The organism is Bradyrhizobium sp. IC4059 (genome assembly GCF_020193615.1).
In the GTDB taxonomy this organism is placed as follows: domain Bacteria; phylum Pseudomonadota; class Alphaproteobacteria; order Rhizobiales; family Xanthobacteraceae; genus Bradyrhizobium; species Bradyrhizobium yuanmingense.
In genome coordinates, this window is the sequence record NZ_JADYVH010000014.1 from 78,834 (window position 1) to 100,644 (window position 21,811).

Sequence of the window (21,811 nt, forward strand, 5' to 3'; positions counted from 1 at the left end):
TTCTACTTCGTCCAGATCGCGGCTGCCGCCATCGAAAGGCCGCGGCGGACGGCTTCATCCGCATCGACCGGATTTGCTGTTACCGAGAGCGCCTCGAATGCCAGCCGATACAGCACCGCAAGCCGCCCCGCGGCAATCAGCTGGACGCCCGCTTGCGGCACGGTGCCGGAGAGCCCTGCCGCGAGCTCCACACCGATCAACGTGCCCGACAGCGTCTCACGTGCCGCTGCCGGCGTGCCGCCGAACAAGAGCTGTCGCGACCGTGCAGTGAACAGCAGGTTGGCGGCGAAGGCCGGAGCATCGAATGCGGCCTTTACGGCTGCCTTGAAGCTCGCGAAATCTTCGGCGTCATCAGCGCCGGCGACCGCGAGCGACAGGATCGTCTCGCGCGAGACGGCGCTGAAAAGCTCGCCGGTCATGAAGGTGGAGAAGCGCTCGACCGTGCCGTCTTTCACCCGCACCCATTTCGAATGCGTGCCGGGCATGCAGACCAGCGCCTCGGCCGCGGCATCGAGGCCGAGCGCGCCGAGCAATTGCGTCTCCTCGCCGCGCATGACGTCCGGTGCCTTGGCATCGCGCTGGGCGATGCCCGGCAGGATGCGAATGTCGCGCGCCTCGCCCGGCACGCGCACGGCCTGTTTCAGGACGGCTGAGAGCTTTGCCGGCGTGTCGACGTAGCCGGCCTCGACCCAGCCGGTCTTGGCACCGGCCATGCCGCAGACCAGAACCGGCAGATGCGCGGGCGCTTCGACTACGGCCAGATGCGCTTGCAGCACGGCGGGAAAACCGGTCCTAGCCGCCGCCAGCATGCCCTCACCGCTGCGGCGCTCGGCCAGCACCTGACCGGCGCGATCGACCAGCCAGAGCCGGAAGCTGCTGGTGCCCCAATCCACCGCGACATAGGCGGGTTCGGTCATGTCAGGTCTCGTCCTCGTCTCATGGCCAAGACGCCGTCTCGCGACACATGAGACGATGTCCAGCAGGCTCCCGTCGAGATATCGGCTATTGCGCGGGCAAACCAGCCCTTTCTCTTCATTTTGAGGCTCCGCCGCGCTGGCACACCGCTTGCTCAAGGTTCATCACTCGACAAGGTTCATCACTCAACTCCGTCAACGCGCGACAAGACGCGTCAACATCAGATGAGGAAACCCATGGAGATCGGCTATTTCACGATGCCTTCGCATCCGCCGGAGTGCGGCCTCAAGGAAGGCAACGACTGGGACCTGCAGGTCATGCGCTGGCTCGACGAGCTCGGCTATCAGGAGGCCTGGGTCGGCGAGCACCACACCGCGCCCTGGGAACCCAATCCCACGCCGGACCTCCTGATCGCGCAGGCCTTGATGCAGACCAAGCGCCTGCGCATCGGGCCGGGCGGCTTCCTGCTGCCCTATCATCACCCGGCCGAGCTCGCCAACCGCGTCGCCATGCTCGACCATCTCTCCGAAGGCCGGCTCAATTTCGGCGTGGCGGCGAGCGGGCTGCCGAGCGACTGGGCGATGTTCAACGTCGACGGCATGAGCGGGCAGAACCGCGACATGACGCGCGAGGCGCTGGAGATCATCCTGAAGCTGTGGACCGAGCCGGCGCCCTTCACCCACAAGGGGAAGTACTGGACGGTGACCAAGCCAGACACGATGTTCGACTTCCTCAAGCCCCATATCAAGCCGCTGCAGGCGCCGCATCCGCCGATCGGCGTTGCCGGTCTGTCCAAGAACTCGGACACGCTCAAGCTCGCCGGCGAGCGCGGCTTCATCCCGATGAGCCTCAACCTCAACCCGGCCTATGTCTCGAGCCATTGGGACTCGGTCGAGATCGGGGCCGCCAAGACCGGCCGCAAGCCGAACCGCCAGGACTGGCGCCTGGTGCGCGAGGTATTCGTCGCCGACACCGACGAAGAGGCCTGGAAGCTCTCGACCGGCGACATGATGGGCCGGATGATGAGCGAGTACTTCCTGCCGTTGCTCGGGCATTTCGGCTTCAAGGATTATCTGAAGCACGCGCCCGATGTGCCAGACAGCGACGTCACGGTCGAATATTGCGCCAAGCGGAACTGGATCGTCGGCTCGCCCGCGACGGTCGCCGAGAAGATCGAGAAGATCTACGACGAGGTCGGCGGCTTCGGCGTGCTGCTCGTGTTCGGCTTCGACTACAAGCACAAGGCCGAGGCCTGGCACCACTCGCTCTCGCTGCTGAAGAACGAGGTGATGCCCCGCCTTGGGCATCTCGGCTCCGCGAAGAAGGCGGCTTGACGCAAGCATGATCCGGAAAAGTGCATAGCGGTTTTCCGAAGAGATCATGCTAGACTCTTGGCGCCGGGTGCGGCGCGATCGTGCCGCACCCGCTTCTATTCTGGGAGATTTCCGCGTGACGGTGGACGCGAAGGACTTCAAGCAGGCGATGCGCCAATGTGCCGGTGCGGTAGCGCTGGTCACGGTGGGCGCCGAGCACGGCAGGCGCACGGGGCTGACGGTGACCTCGGCCTGCTCGTTGTCGGACAAGCCGCCCTCGCTGATCGTCTGCGTCAACCGCAACGCCAGCGCCCATGCCCGCATCCGGGAGGAAGGTGCTTTCGCCATCAACTTCTTGCATGAGGATCACGCGCTGCTCGCCCTCACCTTCAGCGGCCAGAAGGGCGTCGACGGCGACGATCGCTTCGCCTTCGGGCAATGGACGCGTGGCGTGACCGGCGCACCGGTGCTGGCGGACGCGGTGGCCGCGTTCGACTGCGTGCTGGCGCAGGAGTTCGAGACAACGACGCATTCGATCTTCGTCGGCGAGGTCCGCAGCGCCTCGCATTCCGCTGCCGTCACGCCGCTGGTGTACTTGCGCAGCAATTTCCACACGCCACGAGAACTCCGCGAGAACGTGACGATCGGCGATCTCGACGCACGGCATCTGAGCTGGACGGATTTTTCGTAGGACGAGTGCTCGCTTTCTTCCTTCTCCCCTTGTGGGAGAAGGTGGCGCGAAGCGCCGGATGAGGGGTATCTCTCTGCAAACTCACCAGAGTCATACGCGGAGAGAGACCCCTCACCCGTCTCGCCGCGGCGCGGCGAGCCACCCTCTCCCACAAGGGGAGAGGGGAAGAAAGAGCTACTGCGCCGTCTCGATCTTCAACTGCTTGATCTTGCGATACAGCGTCGCGCGGCTGAGCTTCAGTGCGCGCGCGGCTTCCGTCACGCGGCCATCATGCTTACGTAGCGCCGCGACAATCGTCGCACGCTCGGCTGCTTCGAGATCAGGTTCCGTCCGTCCGCCAAACGGCGGCAGATCGAGATCGGCATCGGTGATGACGCCATCTTCCGCCGTGCAGCCGGCGAGCCGCAGCACGTGGCGGAGCTGGCGCATGTTGCCGGGAAACGGGTAGGCCGCGAGCTGCGACCATGCCTCCTCCGAGAGCCGGCAGCTCGGCGCCTCCTCGCGCGCGATCTGGCGGATGATGTCGTCGCGGTCGGCGCGCTCGCGCAAGGCGGGCAGGCGCACTTCGATGCCGCGCAGGCGAAAATAGAGGTCGGCGCGGAAGGCCCCCGCTTCCGCCATGCGGCCGAGATCGCGATGCGTGGCGCTGATCAGGCGAATATCGACGGTGACGGGCTTGAGCGCGCCGAGCGGCCAGACCTCGCGGTTTTCCAGAACGCGCAACAGGCGCGTCTGCAAGCCGATCGGCATGTCGCCGATCTCGTCGAGGAACAGCGTACCGCCGTCGGCCTGCACGATCAGGCCCTTCGAACCCTCGCGCCGCGCGCCGGTGAAGGCGCCCGCCTCGTAGCCGAACAGCTCGGCGTCGATCAGGCTTTCCGGCATCGCCGCGCAATTGAGCGCGACATAATTGTTGCGCGCGCGGTTGCTCGCACCGTGAATAGCCCGCGCGAACACGTCCTTGCCGACGCCGGTCTCGCCATGCAGCAGCACCGGCAGATTGTGGTCGCCGATGCTCCGCAGCCGTTTGACGCTTCGGATCAGGCCGGGGTCGCGGCCGGCGAGCCGGTGCAACGCATCAAAGCGATCGACTTGCGCATCGCGGCGCGGCGCATGCGATCTCGCACGCAGGGGCGGAGCAACATGCCCCTGCCCCAACGGACGGCCGTCGCCATGGCGCAGCTCGACGATCTCGCCGCTGCCACGCGCAGCGTGATGGTCGAACTTGAGGTAGCGCGACAGGTCGATGCCGGAGGCGATCATGCCGTCGGTGAGGCCGAGCAGCGCACGCGCCGAGCGGCAGGCGCCGACGATGCGGCGGTCGTCATCATAGGCGACGAGGCCGCTGCCGCCGTCACCGGGCACGGTGGCGATCCAGGCATTGCGGAAATGCCCGCGGAAGATCGCACCCTCCATCCGCCGCGTCGCCTCCATCGTCACCGCAAGTGCAAGCTGATGCGCGGCGCGCTCCAGATCCTCACGGCAGGAGGTGATGTTGACGGCACCGGCGAGCCGGCCGACCGGATCGAACAGCGGCGCCACCGCGCAGGAGAACATGTGCCATTGCGCCCGAAAATGCTCGTCGCGATGCACCAGGATCGGCTTCTGCTCGGCCAGCGCGGTGCCGAGCCCATTGGTGCCCTCGCAAGCCTCGGCGAAGTTCGAGCCGGTGTAGATCTTCCAATCCAGAAACATCCTTGCATCGGCTTCGCCCGGCAGACGGCTGAACAGCATGGTCGCGTTGACATCGGCGAGATTGACGCAGTAGCCGGCGTCGTGCAGCACACGGGCGAGATCGTCGAGCTCGGGCGTGACGAGCCGGATCGTCTCCTCCATCGGCTCGGCGACATGGCGGATCTCGGCTTCGGTGAGCGTCTGCGGTGGGCCCTGGCGGGCGGGATCGAGCTTGTGGTTGACGAGGCAGCGCCGCCAGGAACTCGCAATCCGCGAGGAGGCATCGACGTCGGCCACATGATTGGCGACGGACAAGACACGGGCGACATGGTTCGAGGCCGAGAGGCTGGCCATCGCGGACGTCTCCACCCTGTATTATTGTGCAAAGTCTGGCAGCAAAGGCGGGGATGTCAATCGGGAACCGGGAAAGCAGCTATTGCTGCACCGCCCTCACCACGTGTCGATGCACGGCCGCTTCTTCGCCGTCCTCGGCTCGGGCTTCGGCACCGTGCGCAGACCGGCCATGATCCAGCGCCGCGTCTCGGCCGGGTCGATGACGTTGTCGATCTCGAACACGGAGGCGATCGAGACCGCCTTGCCGTTGGCATAGAGCTCGGCGACCTTGTTGCGGTAATAGGTCTCGCGCTCCTCGGGATCGGCGATCGCCTCCATCTCCTTGCGGAAGCCGAGGCGGACGTAGCCCTCCAGGCCCATGCCGCCGAACTCTCCGGTCGGCCAGGCCGCGGTGAAGAACGAGGCGTGGAAGCCGCCGCCGATCATCGATTGTGCGCCGAGACCATAGCCCTTGCGCAGCACGATGCCGAACAGCGGCACGGTGAGGCTGGCGCCAGTCACGAACATGCGTGAGACGTGGCGCACGATCGCGGTCTTTTCCGCCTCGGGGCCGACCATGAAGCCGGGCGTGTCGCACAGCGAGACAACAGGCAGATCGAAGGCGTCGCAGAGCTGGAGGAAACGCGCAGCCTTGTCGCCGGCATCGGCATCGATTGCGCCGCCGAGATGGCGCGGATTGTTGGCAATCAGGCCGAACGGCTTGCCTTCGATTCGGATCAGCGCGGTGATCATGCCGACGCCGTAGTCGCGGCGCAGCTCCAGCACGGAATCCTTGTCGGCGACGAGGTCGATCACGCTGCGGATGTCATAGACGCGCAGGCGGTTCTCGGGGATGGCGCGGCGGAGCAGGCGCTGGTCAGCAGCCTCCCAATCCGCCACCGCACCCTGGAAATAGGACAGATATTTTTGCGCGACGCGGGTCGCTTCCTCCTCGTCCTCGACCAGGATGTCGATGACGCCGTTCGGCGACTGGAATGATACAGGGCCGACCTCAGCCGGATGATAGACGCCGAGGCCGCCGCCCTCGATCATGGCAGGACCGCCCATGCCGATCGAAGCGTTCTTGGTGGCGATGATGACATCGCAGCAACCGAGCATCGCGGCGTTGCCGGCGAAGCAATAGCCGGAAACAACGCCGACGACAGGCACGAGGCCCGAGAGCCGCGCGAACTGCACGAAGGACGGCCCGTCGAGGCCGGTCATGCCGAGCCGGTCGGTGTCGCCGGGCCGGCCGCCGCCGCCTTCGGCATAGAACACCAGCGGCACGCGCCAGTCTTCCGCCAGCGTCAGCATGCGGTCGATCTTCTTGTGGTTCATGTGGCCCTGCGTGCCCGCGAGCACGGTGTAGTCATAGGCGACGACGATGCAGCGCGCGCCTCCGGGCCCGAACTTCTCGGCATTGACCGTGGCGACGCCCATGACGAGGCCGTCCGCCGGCGTGTTCTTGATGAGATCGTCGAGCTTGCGCCGGCGGCGCTGCGCCGCGATCGCAAGGCTGCCGTACTCCATGAACGAGCCGTCGTCGACGAGCTGGGCGACGTTCTCGCGCGCGGTGCGCTGGTTGGTGTTGCGGCGGCGCTCGACCGCAGCGGGGCGGTTCTCGTCGAGCGTGTTGGCCTGGCGGGCGATCAGCTCGGCAAGATCGGGACGGATATGGTCGAGATCGATGTCGGCTTCCGCCGTCGTGCTGTCGGCGGCGACGTCGAGCGGCTCGAGATAGAGGATCGGCTCGCCATGCAGCAGCGTGACGCCGTCACCTGCGACGAGTTTTGTCACCCGCCCGCCCTGCTCGGCCATGACGAGGTGCTCCATCTTCATGGACTCGATCACGGCGAGTTGCTGGCCGGGGCGGACGATCTCGCCTTCCTTCACCTGGATGGTGACGATGGTTCCCTGCAAGGGCGCCGCGACCATCACCGTGCCTTCGGGTACGGCTGGCGCGACATGCACCTCCGCGCTGTGACCGGCGCCGCGCTCGGCCGCGGCGAAGTAAAGCGGCTTGGCGGCACCATCCGATGCTTCCACGAGCCTGACAATGTTGCGGTCGATGAAATCAGTCGCGATACGGTTGGTCCTGAAACCGGGATGTGCGAGCACCGCCTGAAGAAACGCGATGTTGGTGACGACGCCATCGATCCGGAACTCGCGTAGCGCACGCGAGGCTTTCGCGACGACGTCATGCCAGGCCTCGCTCGGCGTGTGCACGATCACCTTGGCAAGCAGCGAATCGAAGGCCGCGCTGGTCTTGTAGCCGGCATAGCCAAAGCTGTCGACGCGAACACCGGGCCCCGACGGCGGCTCGAACACGGCGAGCACGCCGCCGGTCGGATGCGTGGCGCCTGACACGTCCAGCGTCTCCATGTTGACGCGCAGCTGCATGGCATGGCCGCGCGGCTTCGGGATCGATGCCTGCGCAAGACCGAGCGAGCTCAATGTGCTGCCTGCGGCGACCGCGAGCTGGGCGCGGACGAGATCGACGCCGAGCACCTCTTCGGTCACGGTGTGTTCGACCTGGAGACGCGGGTTGGCCTCGATGAAGGCGAAGCTGTCCTCGGCGGTTCCGTCGACCAGAAACTCGAACGTGCCGAGATTGTCGTAAGACGCGGCGCCCGCCAGCTGCTTTGCCGCCTCGATGATGCGGCCGCGCAGGGCATCGCTCAATGACGGGCTCGGCGCCACCTCGATCAGCTTCTGGTGCCGGCGCTGGATGGTGCATTCGCGTTCCCAGAGATGGGTGATCGCGCCATGGCGGTCGCCGATGATCTGGACCTCGATGTGGCGCGCCTGCCGGATCAGCCGTTCGGCATAGACGCCCTCGAAGCCGAACGCCGCCTTGGCCTCGGACTGGCAGCGCGCATAGGCCTCCGAAAGGTCGGACGCGTTCTCCACCACGCGCATGCCGCGGCCGCCACCGCCCGCCATCGCCTTGATCACGATCGCAGCATTGCTGCCGAGCGAGGTGAAGAATGCCGTGATCTCCTCGAGACTCGACGGCCCGCTGGTGCCGGCAATGATCGGCACGCCGCAGCGTTTGGCCAGCTGACGTGCCGCAACCTTGTCGCCGAACAGCTCGAGCGCAGCCGGTTTCGGCCCGACGAAGGTGATTCCGGCGTCGGCGCAGGCTTTCGCGAATGCCGCGTTCTCGCTGAGGAAGCCGTAGCCGGGATGCACGGCATCGCAAGCTGCGCTCTTGGCCGCCATCACCACGGCCTCGATGTCGAGATAGGCCCGTGCGCCGCGGCCAGGGATCTCGATCGCCTCGTCCGCAACGCGCCCGTGCAGCGACAGCGCATCGTCGGCGGGATGGATCGCGACCGTCGCAATGCCGGCATCGGCCGCCGCCCGTGCGATGCGGATGGCGATCTCGCCGCGATTGGCGATCAGGAGCTTCTTGAACGACATCGTCTCTCTCACTGGACGGCAGGAGGATTTGGAATGAGGTCCTGCTTCCTGACCTTGCCCGTTGCCGTCAATGGCAGCGCATCGATAATGCGGACTTCCGGAACCTTGTAGACGGCCATGCGCTCGGCGCACCAGGCGCGCAGTTCCTGTTCTGAGACCGTACCGATCGCTTCCGGCTTGAGCTGGATGTAAGCAACCGGCACCTGGCCCTTGTCCGGATCATCACGGCCGACCACGCCCGAGCCCAGCACCTTCGGATGCTGCCCCAGCAACGCCTCGATCTCCGGCGGAAACACGCTCATGCCCTTGACCTTCAGCATCTCCTTGCGCCGGCCGAGGAAGTGCAGAAAGCCGTCCTTGTCGATGGTGCCGATATCGCCGGTGCGCAACCAGCCGTCGACGAGCGATTCCGCCGTCGCCTCGGGCTTGTTCCAGTAGCTCTTGAGCAGCGACGGCGTACGCACGCGGATCTCGCCTTCGGCTCCCAGCGGCAGCAGCGCACCGGTCTCGAAATCGGTGATCTTGAACTCGGCGCCGGGGACCGGCAGGCCGACGAAGATCGGCTGGCTGTTGAGGTCGAAATCCCCGTCCTGAAAGCCAGCGGTGAAAGTATTGGAGGTGTGGGTCTCGGTCATGCCCCAGGCCGCCTCCATCAGGATCGTGCCGGTGAGGTCCTTCCAGCGCCTGCGATAGCCGGCGTTGAGCTTCTTGACGAAGGAGACCACGCGCACCTGTTGCAGCGACGACAGGTCGAACTCGCTCCAGCGCGGATGGTCCATCATCTCGACCGCGCTGTCGACCGGCATCGCCGTCATCGTGACCTTGTACTTGTCGATCGCCGCCATCGCGCCGACAGTGTCCCAGCGCGCGAGCAGAACCAGCGTGCCGCCCGAGAACAGCGGGAAGATCAGACCGGAATTCTCGCCCGCAATCCAGAACTCCGGAAAGAACGACAGGAACACGCTGCTCTCATCCGAGGGAAACGAGATGCCGTAATTGGCAGCGGCCGTGTAGACCATATCGCGATGGGTATGGACGCAACCCTTGGGCATGCCGGTGGTGCCGCCGGTGTAATTGAGCGCAGCGACATCATCGAGGTGAGGCGGCGGCAGCGGGGTCGGTGCGGGCAGTGCCGCGAGCGCCGGCAGGAGATCAGTTGCGCCGGAGACCGCAACGCGCGGCGTGCGGATCGAGTCCGGCGCGGGAAACGCAGGCGCCGCCGGCACGACATCGGCGAAGCTGGTGACGATGATCTCGCGCAGGCGCATCTCGCAGCGGACCTGATCAACGATAGGAATGAGCTGGTCGAGCGCGACGATCACCTCGGCCTCGGTGTCGTTGAGCTGGTAGGACAATTCGAACGCGCGCGACAGCGGGCTGATGGGGACGTGGATCGCGCCGAGCTTCAGGATACCGAAGAACACGACGTGGAATTGCGGGCAGTTCGGCAGGAAGACGGCGACGCGATCGCCCTTGCGCACGCCCTTTGCCTGCAACAGCGCCGCAAAGCGATCGCTCTTCTGATCGAGATCGGCATAGGTGGTCACATGCCCGTAGAAGATCACCGCGGGCCGCTCCGGACTCCGCTTCGCCCAGGTGCGCAGATATTCCGTCAGAGGAACTTCGCCGTGCAGATAGTTCGGCGAGCGCGGCAGGCCGGTCGGCCAGGCTTTGTCCCACAGGCCGCGCAAGGTGGCGAGGTAGTCATTCTCGTCGAGGCCCGTGTTCATGACGTCCTTCCCGTGTTGCTTTTCCTTTCGCGAGGGACGCAAGGCAGCATCGCTCGACCTCGTTACACGTCGAGCACCGCAGAGTTGATGTCAAGGAAAACAGTTTCCCGCAGCACGGCCGATGCCGCGGCGCGGAAAAACCGGAGGTTACGCCGCGACGAGACGAATGATCCGTCGCACGGCAGATGGGATCGGGGCGATGATTGGCGCCGCGAACATCGGCTGAAGCTCGCGCGCCGCTTCACCCAGCGGCCCGCCGCCGATGATGACCGCTTCCGCTCTGTCTCGCACAATGCAGGCCTCAACCGCGCCGGCGAGCGCTGCGCGCAGCTGCGCTTGATCGCGCATCAGCTGTTGCGGATCACCATCGGCGAAGCGCGTGCCGGTGTAGCTCGCGCGCAAACCCAGCGTATCAGGCAATGCATCGATCTTCGCTTTCAGCAACGGCGTCGTGGTCGCCACGCCGAACCGGCGACCGTTCCCGGCGGCTTCCAGCATCGCGGATTCGCCGATGCCGACGGCGGGCAGCTTCATCGCCGCCTTGATCCCGGCGAGACCGGGATCACCGAATGCCGACACGATGACGCCGTCGCACTCGCCGCCACGGAGACGCGCGATCTCCTCGACCTCCAGCGCAGCCACCTCCAGCGCGTCCGCCGAGACGATCATCGTGGGCGCACGCGTTGCCGTGGCGCCAACGATGTCGAAACCATCGGCGGCAGCGGACCTTGCGATCGCCACCATCATCGTGGTGGTCGCCTCATTGCTGTTCGGATTGATCAGGAGGATGCGCGCGCGTCGATCGGAGCTTTGGCCCATCCTCCCGTTATACTAAGCCGCCCGCACGCCCGCAACGAAGGCGCTGACCTCGTCCTGCAGCGATTGCAGCTTGTGCGTCAGCCGGCCGCTCGATTGCAGTACGAGGCCGGCGGCCTGTCCGGTCTCGGCCGTCGCGTCGGTGACGCCGGAGATGTTGTGCGAGACCTGGTCGGTGCCGGAGGCCGCCTCCTGCACGCTGTGCGCGATCGCCTTCGTCGCGGCGCCCTGCTCCTCGACCGCGGCGGCGATCGACGAGGAGATCTCGTTGACCTCCATGATGGTGGCGCGGATGCTCTCGATGTTGCCGACGACCTGATTGGTCTCGGCCTGGATCGCGGTGATCTGCGCGCCGATCTCGTCGGTCGCCTTCGCGGTCTGACTCGCCAGCGACTTCACTTCGCTCGCGACCACCGCAAAGCCTTTGCCGGCCTCGCCCGCGCGCGCCGCCTCGATGGTGGCGTTGAGCGCGAGCAGATTGGTCTGCGAGGCGATCTGGTTGATGAGGTCGATGACCTCGCCGATCTTGTGCGCGGCGGCGGCAAGGCCCTGCACGGTGTCGTTGGTGCGCTGGCCGTCGGCGGCGGCCTTATCGGCGACCGTCGCGGCCTGTGCCACGCGCTGACTGATCTCGGCGATCGAGGCCGATAATTCACTGGCGGCGGAGGCCACCGTCTGCACGTTGCTCGAGGCCTGTTGACACGCGGTGGCGACGAAGCTCGCACGGTCGCTCGCCTTGTTCGCGGTTTCCGACATGCCCTGCGCCGCCTGCTGCATCGCGCGGGCCTCGTCGAAAACGTCGCGAACGACGGCCTGGACGCTCGCCTCGAACTTGCCGGCGAGATCGGTCATGGTCTTGCGCTTCTCCTCGTCGGCCTTCTGCTTCAGCTCCTGCTGCTCGGCATGCATCCGGCTCACCGCCGATGCATTGTCCTTGAACACGGCGAGCGCCTTGGCGAGGCCGCCGACCTCGTCGCGGCGGTCGGTGTAGGGCACGTCGAAGGCGCTGTCGCCGGCGGCAAGGCGCTCGGTCAGCGCGGTGATCCGGGCCAGCGGCCGGGTGACGCTGCGGCCGATCAGGAAGGAGGCGCCGAGCACCACGACCAGCACAGCGAGACAAATATAGGCGAAGGTCATCGCGTTCTGGCGGAAGGCGGCATCGACATCGTCCAGATAGATGCCGGTGCCGATGATCCAGCCCCAGGGCGCAAAGCCCTTCACATAGGAGATTTTCCCGACCGGCTGGTCGAAGCCGGGCTTCGGCCAGAGGTAGCCGTAGAAGCCCGCACCCTGCTTGTTGACGACGTCAACGAAGCCCATGAACAGCGCATTGCCGGCGGGATCCTTCATCCCGGAGAGATCCTTGCCGTCAAGCTCGGCCCTGATCGGATGCATGACCATCTTGGGGGTCATGTCGTTGATCCAGAAATACTCGACCTTGTCGTAGCGCAGACTCTTGATCTCGGCCATCGCGCCGGCCTGCGCCTGCTCGCGCGAGAGCTTTCCTTCGCTCTCGAGCTTCTGGTAGTGCGCCAGGATGCCGTAGCCAACATCGACCATCTGCTGCGTCTTGGCCTGACGGTCGGCGACCATCTGCGTGCGCAGGGTCGAGAGGGCGACCGGCGCCAACGCGATCATGCCGAGGAGGCTGATGCCGACAATCAGGACCAGCTTGAAACTGATGCGGGAGAAAATCATCGGTGCTCACAGGAATTGGAAGGGCTGATATGCCAGATTATCCCGCTTCTCTTAGCAAAGCTTTAAGCATTCGGGTTCCCGACACTCCGAAATTTTGCGGGGACGTTACCGGCACGCTCGTATGGCCACGAGACAAGCGAGACCGACGTCACCCGAGATACGAATTCTTCCAATCTAGAACACCTCGACATCGCCTCTCCGCGCGTTGACTTGGAGAGCTCTCTGGCAGAACGATCGGCGCAGATCATCCGCGCCAGCGCTGGCGTGAGCGCAGCCGGAGGCCAGAAGCACAATGCATCGATCGACATACACCAGGCCCGTCGACCTTCCTGCGCTGAGCGCAGCGGAGCGTCTCTTCATCTGGGGATTTCGGGCGAAGGCGCGTAGCGGAAGCGCCGTCCCGACGGCGGCCGATATCCAGCAGGTGTACGATCATTTTCGTGTCGGCGATGCCGTGCTGTCGCTGGATTCCATCATCGAGATCTTTGCCTGCACCGCGCATACCGCGATCGAAGTGCACTGCCCCACCTGTCCGCGCATGTCCGACAGCGAGCGCGGAATCTTGCGCGCGATTGCCGCGGCCCAGCAGGACCGCGTCGATGTCGCGCGCGAGCAGTTCGAGCGTTGGTTGCCGCCGATCGGCGCCGATTGGGCGCTCGCGCCGGTCCTGGGGCTTGCGACGATCTTCCGCATGGCCGGCCTCGTCCTGCCCGACCGGCACGTGCAGCCTGTCGAGCATGACGGGATGTTGGCGATGAAGAGCTGGTTCGTGGGCAGCGCGACATTGCATTGACGAGATCGTTCACGATGCGGGCCAGTTGCGATTCTGCGCCGACGTCGGACGCTGGTGAGCCGCTGCTCTGTCCGCTCCAGGCCGCGCTTGCGACCCGGCCGGACATCGACAGCTATGATGATTTTTCCCGCCTCGCGCTGGCGCTGCTCCGCTTCATCGGAGCGGCCTATGCGACCGGCGCATCGGATTGCTGGGAAGCGGCCTATCGCTTTGCCGAGGAAGCGCCCGGCATTGCCGACAGCCCGCTGCTGGTCGCGCGCGCGGCCGCGCTCGTCAGGATCCTGCGCAGGGAGCGGCCCTGCGAGCTGTGCTTCATGCCGCCGTCCTGCAGGCGGCTTTCCAAGGACGAGGCGGAATTGATGCGACTGCTGGCGGTCGCGCGCCGCAAGCAGCCGGGCGAGCTCGAATCCACCGTTGGCCAGCTCGTTGGCTCCGGCAAGGAGGATGCTGCGACACGCGCGGTCAACGCGCTCGCGCTGTGCTGACACCTATCCGCCATTCCTGCCGAGCACAAGATCGATCGTGTGCGCGGCGATCTTGCGCAATTGGGGCTCGTCCCCGAAGGCACGCTCGAGCACGGCGAGGCCGCGCGTCACGGTGACGATCTGCAGCGCCGCAGCCGCGGGATTGCCGTCGAACTCGCCCCGTGCCGCGCCAGCGGCCAACGTGTCCTGAAGCAGTGCGGTGATGCGCGAGATCAGGTTCGCAAAAGCCTGGCGCGCGTTGTCGTCGAGCCCCTCGCCTTCGGCGCCGCCGAGCTCCATCAGCCCGCGCGTCGTCGGACAGCCGCGCGGCGGCGTGCCCGAGCGGAAATTGGTGATGGTCAGATCGAAGAAGGCGGTGAGGCGCTTGCGCAAGGAACCTGCCCCGAGCGCCTTTTGCAGCTTGGCGAGATAATCCCCCGCGTAGCGTTCATAGGCCTGCAGGAATAGCGCCTCCTTGCTGCCGAAGGCATTGTAGAGACTCCCGCGCTGGACCGCCGCATCGCGCGCAATGTCGGACAGCGAGGTGCCGCGCACGCCCTTGCGCCAGAACTGGTCGAACGCGATGCGCAGAACCTCGTCATGATCGAACTCGCGCGGTCTCAAGCTTGGCTCCACAAAGTATTTGACATGCCGTCAAGAATATGCTTTCTCGACATCGTGTCAAAAACCGATCGAGATTGGTAGTCCGTTTTTCTCAATTGGCCGAGCCGGCGGCGTTCACATCGCCGTGTCGGCCGGAGCCGCATGCAAAGGGCCGCGTGATGCCTCTCCTCCACATTTCGATGCGCGCCGGTAAGCCGCAAAGCTACCGGCAGGCGATTCTGGACGGACTTTACCGCGCGATGCGCGAGGCCCTGAACGTGCCCGAAGGCGATGCGTTCATGGCCATCACCGAGCATGAGCCGGCCAACTTCCGCTGCGGCAATGCCTACGGCGTCGAGCGCAGCGAAGACGCCCTGCTGATCCAGATCACCGTGTTCGCCTCGCGCACGGCCGAGGAGAAGAAAGCGCTGTATCGCCGGATCGCCGACCTGCTCGGCGAGAACCCGGGGATCAGGCCCGAGGACGTGTTCGTCAACGTGCTCGACGCGCCCAAGGAGAACTGGTCCGTCGGTCACGGCATCGCGCAGTTCGCGTGAGGTGCACGGCGACGGATTGCCGGTCGAAGACTGAGATTCAGCGTCCCGCATGCGCACCGTGGTGACGGTGATACGCGCTCGGGGTAGGCCAGGTCCAGCCTTTCAGGGCCGTTCGATCCGGCTCGAAGATTTCGATCTTGAGCGGATGGCATGCCGCGGCATCGCTGGAATGGGTTGCGCTGCAGTCTCCACCCGGACAGGCCGACAGCGCGCCGAGCAGGTCGATCTCCGCGAAGAGCTCGATGAAGTCGCCGGGGCGGACCGGACTTGCCTTCATGAAATATTGGTGCGTATCCCCAGTGAAGCCGGTGCACATGAAGACGTTGAGCACGTCGTGGACATGATGCTCCACTGCGGCCGGATCCGCCTTCAATTCGATGGCGAGGGCGCGGGACAGGTTGGAGTGGCAGCAAAAATCGTAAGCCGTGCCGTTCAGCAGGAGATTTGTGTAGGGATCGCAGCGCGTGCCGATCACATCGTGAATGCCGGCACCGTCCGCGTCGAAGCCGTACCAGCCGAGCGTATCGTGGCTGATGGTCGCCATCGGCCGAAGATAGGGCATATTGCTCCAGAGCCGGTCACCGATGCCGACATGCGTACCATGGAGCGCCCGCGTCTTGCCGCTGAAGAAGCGCTCGGAGAGATCGTCCGCGTTCCAGAGATTGAGGTCGCCGACCTGCGGGCCTTCGATGCTGACGATGCGGAAGAACTGGCCGCGCGCCACGCGAAAGGCACGGGCATCGCGTGGGGGCACGATAAGCTCGTGCGTCTTGACCGCAGCACGGCGGACTATTTCGAGCGCGGCCATGTCCGGCCCGGGCATCGTCCCGGCCGGATAGACGATGGCCGGCTTGGCAGCGCGGCGCGAGGCGGCATCAGCGGGGGCGAGTGGCATATTTGGCGGCATAGTTCGGCCTCGGATCGACTCGGCAAGAGGAGAGGTGGTGGCTAATGGCGGAAGCGGTTGACCCTACCCCCTCACCTCAGCCGGCGGCAACGCACGCCTCCATGACTTCATCGAGCTCCGCCTTCGAGAGCATGCCAAGCTCGGCAATGAAGACGATGCGCGTCCGCGCCGCGCCCGGTGTCGGCGCATCGCCAGGCGCCAGGGTCGCGCGGCCGGCGGCGAACTGAAACACCATCGTGCGGCCGGGCTGCTCGAGCGTCTCGAACAGGCCCTTGGCGCGCGCCAGCTTCGGTGCAAGGCGGCTGATGGCCTGCTGCAGGCGCGGCAACGAGACCGGCTTATCCGAGGTCCAGCTCAGTGCCTCGAAGCGCTCCTCCGCCGGCCGTTTCGGTCCCACCTCGCGCGACGCCGGAGCGCGGTCGGCGCCGGCGGGAAACAGCAGCGCAGGCGGAATCTCGCCGTGGTGTGCATCGACCACCACCGCGGGCACGCGCTGGGCGCGGATGGCTTCACGCATCCGCGCCCCTGCGCCCGCGCCCACCAGATCGAGCTTGCTCAATGCCACGATATCGGCGACGCGCAGCTGCGACCGCTGCAACGCCTCGTCGAGGGCAGCGAGCGGTGTCCCTGCGTCCAACACGCAAAGCACCGTCTCCAGCTGTGCCTCGCGCAGGATCACCGGGTCCATCAGATTGCGCACGATGTCAGCGGGATCGGCGACGCCGCTGGTCTCGATGACGATACAATCGGGCTTGGGATCACGCCGCAGCAGCGTCGAAAGCGTGCGGAGCAGATCGCCCTCGAGCGAGCAGCAGATGCAGCCATTGGCAAGGCTGACCACGCCGTCGCTCGCGCCCGCGATCAGCTCCGCATCGATGTTGATGGCGCCGAAATCGTTGACGACGGCAGCGATCCGCCGCCCCTCCGCATGCGCCAGCAGATGGTTGACGACCGTGGTCTTGCCGGCCCCCAAGAAGCCCGTCACCAGGAGAATGGGGACCGCCATGGATCAGCCCTCGACGATTGGGCGGCGCACGGGCCTGCCCGGCCGCGCGGTCACATCGAGCATGCCGTCGCTGATCAGCACCTGGCCGCTGACGACCAGATGCCGGACGCCCTCAGAGGGCCGGTTCATCGCGGTGAAGGTCGCACGGTCCGAGAGCTTCTCGTAGTCGAACACGACGATGTCGGCATCCGCGTCCTTCGCGAGCCGGCCCTTGCTCCGCATCGCCGGCGTGCTCTGCGAGAGGATTTCCGCCGGGATCAGCGCGCATTTGCGCACGCCTTCCAGCAACGACACGGCTTTGCGCTCGCGCACCCATTCACGGATGAACTTCGTGAAGCAGCCGGCCGAGCGCGGATGCGAGGTCGCATCATCCGGCAGCGGCCAGGCATCACCGGTGTAGGTTGAGCCGTCCGACAGCGTCCACGGCATCGCGTCGGAGGCGATCGCGCCGCCGGGATACAGCACCGACATATCGAGCAGGTCGCGGTGGTGCGCATTGTTCTCGGTGTCGAGAATGTGCCAGAGCACCAGCGAGGACGGCTCCTCGGCCTGCGCCTTCAAGAGCTCCTCGCGGTCGTGGAAGCGGTAGCCGTCGGTGACGCGCTGCACGGAATCGTAACCGGTGCCGTTGCGCTCGACGAACTGGGGATCACTGAAGAAGGCCGCGGCCAGCACGGTCGAGCCGGTGCCGTAAGGATAAGCCTCGACCGTGATCGGCAGGCCCTGTCCTTGCGCCTTCTCGATCAGCACGCGGCAACGCTCGACGTCGGTCTTGCTCGACGAGTTGAAATGGCAGATGTGCATGTGCGCGCCGGTGGCGCCGGCATAGCCGATCAGGCGGATATAGGCTTCCACTGCGCTCTCGGGATCGATGCGCGACATGAAGGCGACATGGGTGAAGGTGGGGACGTCCTGCTTCGCGGCCAGCTGGCACACTGCGGTCAGCTCCTGCACGCCGGCGCCGGGCGCATAGGCGTTGAGGATGCCGATGCCGATACCGCCCTCGTTGAGGCCGCGGGCCAGACGCTCGAGAATGCCCGACACCTCCGCATCGGTTGCGACGTTGTCCATCCAGCGACGGTCGCGCATGGCGTTGCCGAATGCTTCCAGCGAGCTCTCCGCGTTGGAGCCCGTCATCGCGCCGATGCGGGCAAAGGCCCAGTTGGTGGCCGCGCCATAATTCAGCACGCGGCCCTTTCGCGCCTGGCGCTCATACCAGGACCCGACCGGCAGCACGCCGGCCTCGAGATCGAGGGTGGTCGTGACGCCGTCGAACGCCTGCATGCGGTCAGCCGGGATCGACTGGCCATGGGCGTGCAGATCGATGAAGCCCGGCGCCACCACGAGCCCAGTTGCGTCGATCACCCGTTCGGCGCTGCCGAGGCCCGTGCCGACGGCGGCGACCCTGCCGTCCACCACCGCCACATCCCCAACGGCGTCCATCCCGCTCGCGGGATCCACCACCCGGCCGCCAGAGATCACCAAACCGCTCATCTCGTCACTCCGAAAAACAAAATTGCCCGAGCCTCCAAAGGCCCGGCAGCAGCTTCGGAGGCGCGGGGCGCATAGTGCAGATTCTGGGGAGAACGGCCACCGCCACGGACGCCGATGCGGCATGCTTGCTTGGAGGCAGGTCCTTGCTGGGAGAATCTCGGTAAAGTGGGATACTTCGGCAGGAGGGGTTGACAGCGGATCGGTGTGTTCTGCCGTCGACGCCGGGGCAGTTGCCTTCTGGACACGGCGAGGGTTCATTGCCTCGAAGGACGATCCGCTTATACTGTTCGGGCCGATTGCAGACATTGCGGCGTCGGTCCATTGGCAAGGTGTCCAATGCGCGTGAAATTCGGAGACATCCTCCAGGCTTTGAGTTCGCCGACATCAGCGGCATTGTGGAGTGCCGCACCTTCGTCTGCAGGCAGACAGGAAAGATCTACTACCAGTTCGATCAGGACGACCTCCAGGAGCTCGAGGACGACGAACTGCCTGACGATATCGAGGACGAGACCAAATACTTGCAGATCCCGAACTCACGAGACCTCGACCTCGGCAAGCCTCTCGTGATTGCCTTCGTCCGCGAGTTCCTGCCGAACGATCTGGACGACGTTCGCTATATTTTCAGCAAACGCGGCGCCTATCAGAAGTTCAAGGGCCTGCTCTCCCGACGGGGAGCGATCGATGCTTGGCATGACTACCGCAACAAGGCGAGGGAGCGGGCATTGCGCGATTGGTGCGAGATTCAGGCAATCGAGATCGTCGACTGACCCGCCATTCACTTGAAGGCCACGACATGCGCGAGGCGGCTCCGCCGCGATCTCGCCCCCATTGTCATTCAGAGAGCAGATGGGGCGGGCTGTCGGGGGCAAAGTTCCCATGGGTTCCCAGTGATAGGTCGACGTCTTCTCCAAACAAATCATTCCATGTCGCGCCGCGCTCTCATCGGCGGTCTCCTGTCGACGGGTAGCGCGCTGGCGCTTGGCGGATGCGCTGGCCTCGGTGCGACCGGCGCGCGCTTCGACGCCTCCTCGCTCTCCGTCGATCCGACGTTGCTTGTCGTCACCACACGCAAGCCCGTGAACGGCGGCCGCGCAAAACCCTGGTTCGGGCCGGAGCGTGCGACGAGCATGACGGTCGCGCGGGCGAAGCTGACGGCGCCGGACGAGAGCCGGCTTTCCCTCGCCTCGGTCGGACTCGAGAACTGGCGTCTCGACCGGATCGAGCCGGTCCCGGCCGACGCCGGCGATCTCGCTGCGCAGGCCGGCGGCGGGGACGTGCTGATCTATGTGCACGGTTTCAAGCAGACATTCGAGACGGCGGTGCTGGATGCAGCCCACCTTTCCGATGGGATCAAGTTCCGCGGCCGGACCATGGCGTTCTCCTGGCCTTCCAAGGCAGGACTGTTCGACTACGCCTATGACCGCGACAGCGCGATGTGGTCGCGCGACAATTTCGAGCGCGTGCTCTCTGCGCTGGTGTCGGCGCCGGGGGCGGGGCGCGTGCACATCGTCGCCCACAGCATGGGAACCATGCTGACCCTCGAAAGCCTGCGCCAGCTCCATGGGAGATACGGCGACACGGTGACGAGCAAGATTGGCGCGGTGGTGTTTGCCGCGCCCGACATCGACATGGACGTGTTCTCGTCGGCGATCCAGCGCATCGGCCCTCTCGCCGGCAAGATCACGGTGATCGCCTCGACCAACGATCGTGCACTGGCGCTGTCGGGGCAGCTCGCCGGCGGCATGACCCGCGTCGGCGCGGCCGAGAAGGCCGCCATCGCAGCGCTCGGTGTGCGCGTGGTCGATGCCTCCCAGGAAGGCTGGGGCATCATCAACCACGATTTGTTCCTGTCGAATACGGAAGTGCAGCGGGTGATCCGCCGCTCGATCGACGGCACGACGGCGTAGGAGAGCGCGGAGCCACACGAAAAGCCTGCTCCTGCCCACACCCGTTGCGGCTCCGAGGGGAATTGCATTGCAGCTTGCGGATGGAAGACCTATGTTGGGTAGCTAGTCAGGCAGCCGCCCATCGAATGGCGAGAGTCTGCAGGATCGCCTCACGGTGGATGGTTTCCATTCCGCATCGGAGGTGATGCCATGGCCATTGCTCCCACCCTCCAGAAATACCTCGCCGCTGAGAACATCCAGTACGAGGTGATCCCGCACGAACTCAGCATGACGTCCGCCCGAACGGCGCAGGCATGCCATATCTCCGGCGATCGCCTCGCCAAGGGCATCGTGTTGCGGCGCGACGGCGGATACATGCTGGCCGTCTTGCCCGCATCGCATCACCTCCGCCTGTCCGACCTGAGGACAAGCCTCGGCGACAATGTCCACATGGCCAATGAAACCGAGATCAATCGGCTGTTCAGCGACTGTGCACACGGTGCAGTTCCTGCCGTCGGCAAATGCTACGGATTGGATATCATCGTCGACGACAGCCTCGAGGCACAGCCGGACATCTATATGGAAGCCGGCGATCATGAGACGCTGCTTCACATGGGTCACGCGCAGTTTGCGCGCTTGACGGCCAACGCACCGCACGGCCGCTTCAGCGCGCATGACTGAGGACCTGTGCACCGCCCATTGTCCTTGCGGCCCTAGCCGGGAACTCTAGCCGCAAGTTCGCCGTCATACCGTTCCGCAGGGTGGCGGCGAAAGTGTCTGCGCTTTGTCTGGTCGGAGTTCGGAAGATGGGGGTGCCGCTGCATTGCATCAACGCACTTGAAACCCACGAACGGAGGCTCGCCATGAAAGTCAAAGACGTGATGCACAAGGGTGTCGACTGGGTTAGCCCCGACACCCCAATCACCGAGATTGCCAAACTGATGCGGGCACATGACATCGGCTGCATTCCGATTGGCGAGGATGACAAGCTGGTCGGAATGGTGACCGACCGCGACATCGTCTGCAAAGGACTCGCGAGCCACAGCTTCGATGCCGGCCGCGCGACGGCACGTGACGTGATGACCGAGGGCATCCATTGCTGCCGCGAGGACGATGACCTCGCCAAGGCGATGCATCATATGGAGAAGCTGCAGGTCCGCAGGCTGCCGGTGATCAACAAGAGCAAGCGGATGGTCGGCATCATCAGCCTGGGTGACGTCAGCCATTCCTCATCGGGTGACATGCTCACCGAGACCGTCAGAAGCGTTTCGGCGCATCACTGAAGTTACCGCCAAAACGTATGGCCACGGCTCCTCTCGCGATCCCCCCGAATAGGGTTGAGTGGGAGCCCGAGTCATGCGCTCGTGGTGCAACTATCGCGCGGCGCAGAAGCGACGACGCGATGCGGCTCATTTTGCGCCGGAGTGAATGCAAGTTGCGCCGGAATGGATGCAAGGCCCGTTCACTCGATCACGTCATCATCGATGACGCTGCGACGCGCAACCTAC

General features: G+C 65.4%; 19 protein-coding genes. 9 read left to right on the forward strand and 10 right to left on the reverse strand.

The window, feature by feature from the left end; genetic code table 11:
• Nucleotides 1–2: 2 nt before the first annotated feature.
• Nucleotides 3–917, reverse strand: coding sequence for a 2-dehydro-3-deoxygalactonokinase (locus tag I6F12_RS32260; RefSeq protein ID WP_036009652.1), 915 nt, complete (start codon nt 915–917; stop codon nt 3–5).
• 234 nt (nt 918–1,151) lie between these two features.
• On the opposite strand from I6F12_RS32260, the gene I6F12_RS32265 reads away from it, so the two are divergent.
• Nucleotides 1,152–2,249, forward strand: coding sequence for an LLM class flavin-dependent oxidoreductase (locus tag I6F12_RS32265; protein ID WP_036009650.1), 1,098 nt, complete (start codon nt 1,152–1,154; stop codon nt 2,247–2,249).
• A gap of 115 nt (nt 2,250–2,364) precedes the next feature.
• On the forward strand, nt 2,365–2,919 hold the full coding sequence (locus I6F12_RS32270; protein ID WP_036009648.1) for a flavin reductase family protein: 555 nt from the start codon (nt 2,365–2,367) through the stop codon (nt 2,917–2,919).
• A 174-nt stretch (nt 2,920–3,093) separates the two neighbouring features.
• On the opposite strand, the gene I6F12_RS32275 is transcribed toward I6F12_RS32270, so the two are convergent.
• From I6F12_RS32275 to I6F12_RS32295, 5 genes are all read right to left on the reverse strand, one after another.
• On the reverse strand, nt 3,094–4,947 hold the full coding sequence (locus tag I6F12_RS32275; protein ID WP_225158069.1) for a sigma-54-dependent Fis family transcriptional regulator: 1,854 nt from the start codon (nt 4,945–4,947) through the stop codon (nt 3,094–3,096).
• A 96-nt stretch (nt 4,948–5,043) separates the two neighbouring features.
• Nucleotides 5,044–8,349, reverse strand: coding sequence for a carboxyl transferase domain-containing protein (locus I6F12_RS32280; RefSeq protein ID WP_225158070.1), 3,306 nt, complete (start codon nt 8,347–8,349; stop codon nt 5,044–5,046).
• 8 nt (nt 8,350–8,357) lie between these two features.
• Complete coding sequence (locus tag I6F12_RS32285; RefSeq protein ID WP_225158071.1) at nt 8,358–10,079, reverse strand: AMP-binding protein; 1,722 nt, start codon at nt 10,077–10,079, stop codon at nt 8,358–8,360.
• A 147-nt stretch (nt 10,080–10,226) separates the two neighbouring features.
• The gene (locus I6F12_RS32290; RefSeq protein ID WP_109145252.1) at nt 10,227–10,898 is read right to left on the reverse strand and encodes an aspartate/glutamate racemase family protein; all 672 of its coding nucleotides are present in this window, start codon (nt 10,896–10,898) and stop codon (nt 10,227–10,229) included.
• Nucleotides 10,899–10,910: 12 nt separating this feature from the next.
• The gene (locus tag I6F12_RS32295) at nt 10,911–12,593 is read right to left on the reverse strand and encodes a cache domain-containing protein (protein WP_225158072.1); all 1,683 of its coding nucleotides are present in this window, start codon (nt 12,591–12,593) and stop codon (nt 10,911–10,913) included.
• 292 nt (nt 12,594–12,885) lie between these two features.
• Between I6F12_RS32295 and I6F12_RS32300 the strand changes: the two genes are divergently transcribed.
• On the forward strand, nt 12,886–13,386 hold the full coding sequence (locus I6F12_RS32300; RefSeq protein WP_036009636.1) for a hypothetical protein: 501 nt from the start codon (nt 12,886–12,888) through the stop codon (nt 13,384–13,386).
• Nucleotides 13,387–13,400: 14 nt separating this feature from the next.
• Nucleotides 13,401–13,871, forward strand: a complete 471-nt coding sequence (locus I6F12_RS32305; protein ID WP_225158073.1) for a hypothetical protein — start codon at nt 13,401–13,403, stop codon at nt 13,869–13,871.
• 3 nt (nt 13,872–13,874) lie between these two features.
• Here I6F12_RS32305 and I6F12_RS32310 read toward each other — a convergent pair whose 3' ends face one another.
• Complete coding sequence (locus tag I6F12_RS32310; protein WP_036009632.1) at nt 13,875–14,474, reverse strand: TetR/AcrR family transcriptional regulator; 600 nt, start codon at nt 14,472–14,474, stop codon at nt 13,875–13,877.
• Between the two features lie 158 nt (nt 14,475–14,632).
• Here I6F12_RS32310 and I6F12_RS32315 point away from each other — a divergent pair, with 158 nt between their 5' ends.
• Complete coding sequence (locus I6F12_RS32315) at nt 14,633–15,010, forward strand: tautomerase family protein (protein WP_225158118.1); 378 nt, start codon at nt 14,633–14,635, stop codon at nt 15,008–15,010.
• A 37-nt stretch (nt 15,011–15,047) separates the two neighbouring features.
• On the opposite strand, the gene I6F12_RS32320 is transcribed toward I6F12_RS32315, so the two are convergent.
• The 3 genes from I6F12_RS32320 to I6F12_RS32330 all read right to left on the reverse strand — a co-directional run bounded on the left by I6F12_RS32320 (nt 15,048) and on the right by I6F12_RS32330 (nt 18,417).
• Nucleotides 15,048–15,917 carry a DUF1989 domain-containing protein gene (locus I6F12_RS32320; RefSeq protein ID WP_225158074.1) on the reverse strand — a complete coding sequence of 290 codons (870 nt, stop codon included), beginning with the start codon at nt 15,915–15,917 and terminating at the stop codon, nt 15,048–15,050.
• 76 nt (nt 15,918–15,993) lie between these two features.
• Nucleotides 15,994–16,923: a GTP-binding protein gene (locus I6F12_RS32325; RefSeq protein WP_225158075.1), complete on the reverse strand. Its 930-nt coding sequence runs from the start codon at nt 16,921–16,923 to the stop codon at nt 15,994–15,996.
• Between the two features lie 3 nt (nt 16,924–16,926).
• Nucleotides 16,927–18,417, reverse strand: a complete 1,491-nt coding sequence (locus I6F12_RS32330; protein WP_225158076.1) for an amidohydrolase family protein — start codon at nt 18,415–18,417, stop codon at nt 16,927–16,929.
• A gap of 188 nt (nt 18,418–18,605) precedes the next feature.
• Between I6F12_RS32330 and I6F12_RS32335 the strand changes: the two genes are divergently transcribed.
• The 4 genes from I6F12_RS32335 (at nt 18,606) to I6F12_RS32350 (ending at nt 21,586) form a co-directional block, all read left to right on the forward strand.
• Nucleotides 18,606–19,184 carry a hypothetical protein gene (locus I6F12_RS32335; protein WP_225158077.1) on the forward strand — a complete coding sequence of 193 codons (579 nt, stop codon included), beginning with the start codon at nt 18,606–18,608 and terminating at the stop codon, nt 19,182–19,184.
• 156 nt (nt 19,185–19,340) lie between these two features.
• Nucleotides 19,341–20,324 (forward strand): alpha/beta fold hydrolase, encoded by a 984-nt coding sequence (locus I6F12_RS32340; protein WP_225151811.1) that lies wholly within the window; start codon nt 19,341–19,343, stop codon nt 20,322–20,324.
• A gap of 189 nt (nt 20,325–20,513) precedes the next feature.
• Nucleotides 20,514–20,984: a YbaK/EbsC family protein gene (locus I6F12_RS32345; protein WP_036009608.1), complete on the forward strand. Its 471-nt coding sequence runs from the start codon at nt 20,514–20,516 to the stop codon at nt 20,982–20,984.
• A 182-nt stretch (nt 20,985–21,166) separates the two neighbouring features.
• Complete coding sequence (locus I6F12_RS32350) at nt 21,167–21,586, forward strand: CBS domain-containing protein (protein WP_036009620.1); 420 nt, start codon at nt 21,167–21,169, stop codon at nt 21,584–21,586.
• Nucleotides 21,587–21,811 lie beyond the last annotated feature (225 nt).

What these genes read in the sequence shown, in the direction of transcription:
- I6F12_RS32260 (WP_036009652.1), bottom strand. Translation starts at nt 917, where the DNA reads ATGACCGAACCCGCCTATGTCGCGGTGGATTGGGGCACCAGCAGCTTC.
- I6F12_RS32265 (WP_036009650.1), top strand. Translation starts at nt 1,152, where the DNA reads ATGGAGATCGGCTATTTCACGATGCCTTCGCATCCGCCGGAGTGCGGC.
- I6F12_RS32275 (WP_225158069.1), bottom strand. Translation starts at nt 4,947, where the DNA reads ATGGCCAGCCTCTCGGCCTCGAACCATGTCGCCCGTGTCTTGTCCGTC.
- I6F12_RS32280 (WP_225158070.1), bottom strand. Translation starts at nt 8,349, where the DNA reads ATGTCGTTCAAGAAGCTCCTGATCGCCAATCGCGGCGAGATCGCCATC.
- I6F12_RS32285 (WP_225158071.1), bottom strand. Translation starts at nt 10,079, where the DNA reads ATGAACACGGGCCTCGACGAGAATGACTACCTCGCCACCTTGCGCGGC.
- I6F12_RS32290 (WP_109145252.1), bottom strand. Translation starts at nt 10,898, where the DNA reads ATGGGCCAAAGCTCCGATCGACGCGCGCGCATCCTCCTGATCAATCCG.
- I6F12_RS32295 (WP_225158072.1), bottom strand. Translation starts at nt 12,593, where the DNA reads ATGATTTTCTCCCGCATCAGTTTCAAGCTGGTCCTGATTGTCGGCATC.
- I6F12_RS32300 (WP_036009636.1), top strand. Translation starts at nt 12,886, where the DNA reads ATGCATCGATCGACATACACCAGGCCCGTCGACCTTCCTGCGCTGAGC.
- I6F12_RS32305 (WP_225158073.1), top strand. Translation starts at nt 13,401, where the DNA reads ATGCGGGCCAGTTGCGATTCTGCGCCGACGTCGGACGCTGGTGAGCCG.
- I6F12_RS32315 (WP_225158118.1), top strand. Translation starts at nt 14,633, where the DNA reads ATGCCTCTCCTCCACATTTCGATGCGCGCCGGTAAGCCGCAAAGCTAC.
- I6F12_RS32320 (WP_225158074.1), bottom strand. Translation starts at nt 15,917, where the DNA reads ATGCCGCCAAATATGCCACTCGCCCCCGCTGATGCCGCCTCGCGCCGC.
- I6F12_RS32325 (WP_225158075.1), bottom strand. Translation starts at nt 16,923, where the DNA reads ATGGCGGTCCCCATTCTCCTGGTGACGGGCTTCTTGGGGGCCGGCAAG.
- I6F12_RS32330 (WP_225158076.1), bottom strand. Translation starts at nt 18,417, where the DNA reads ATGAGCGGTTTGGTGATCTCTGGCGGCCGGGTGGTGGATCCCGCGAGC.
- I6F12_RS32340 (WP_225151811.1), top strand. Translation starts at nt 19,341, where the DNA reads ATGTCGCGCCGCGCTCTCATCGGCGGTCTCCTGTCGACGGGTAGCGCG.
- I6F12_RS32345 (WP_036009608.1), top strand. Translation starts at nt 20,514, where the DNA reads ATGGCCATTGCTCCCACCCTCCAGAAATACCTCGCCGCTGAGAACATC.
- I6F12_RS32350 (WP_036009620.1), top strand. Translation starts at nt 21,167, where the DNA reads ATGAAAGTCAAAGACGTGATGCACAAGGGTGTCGACTGGGTTAGCCCC.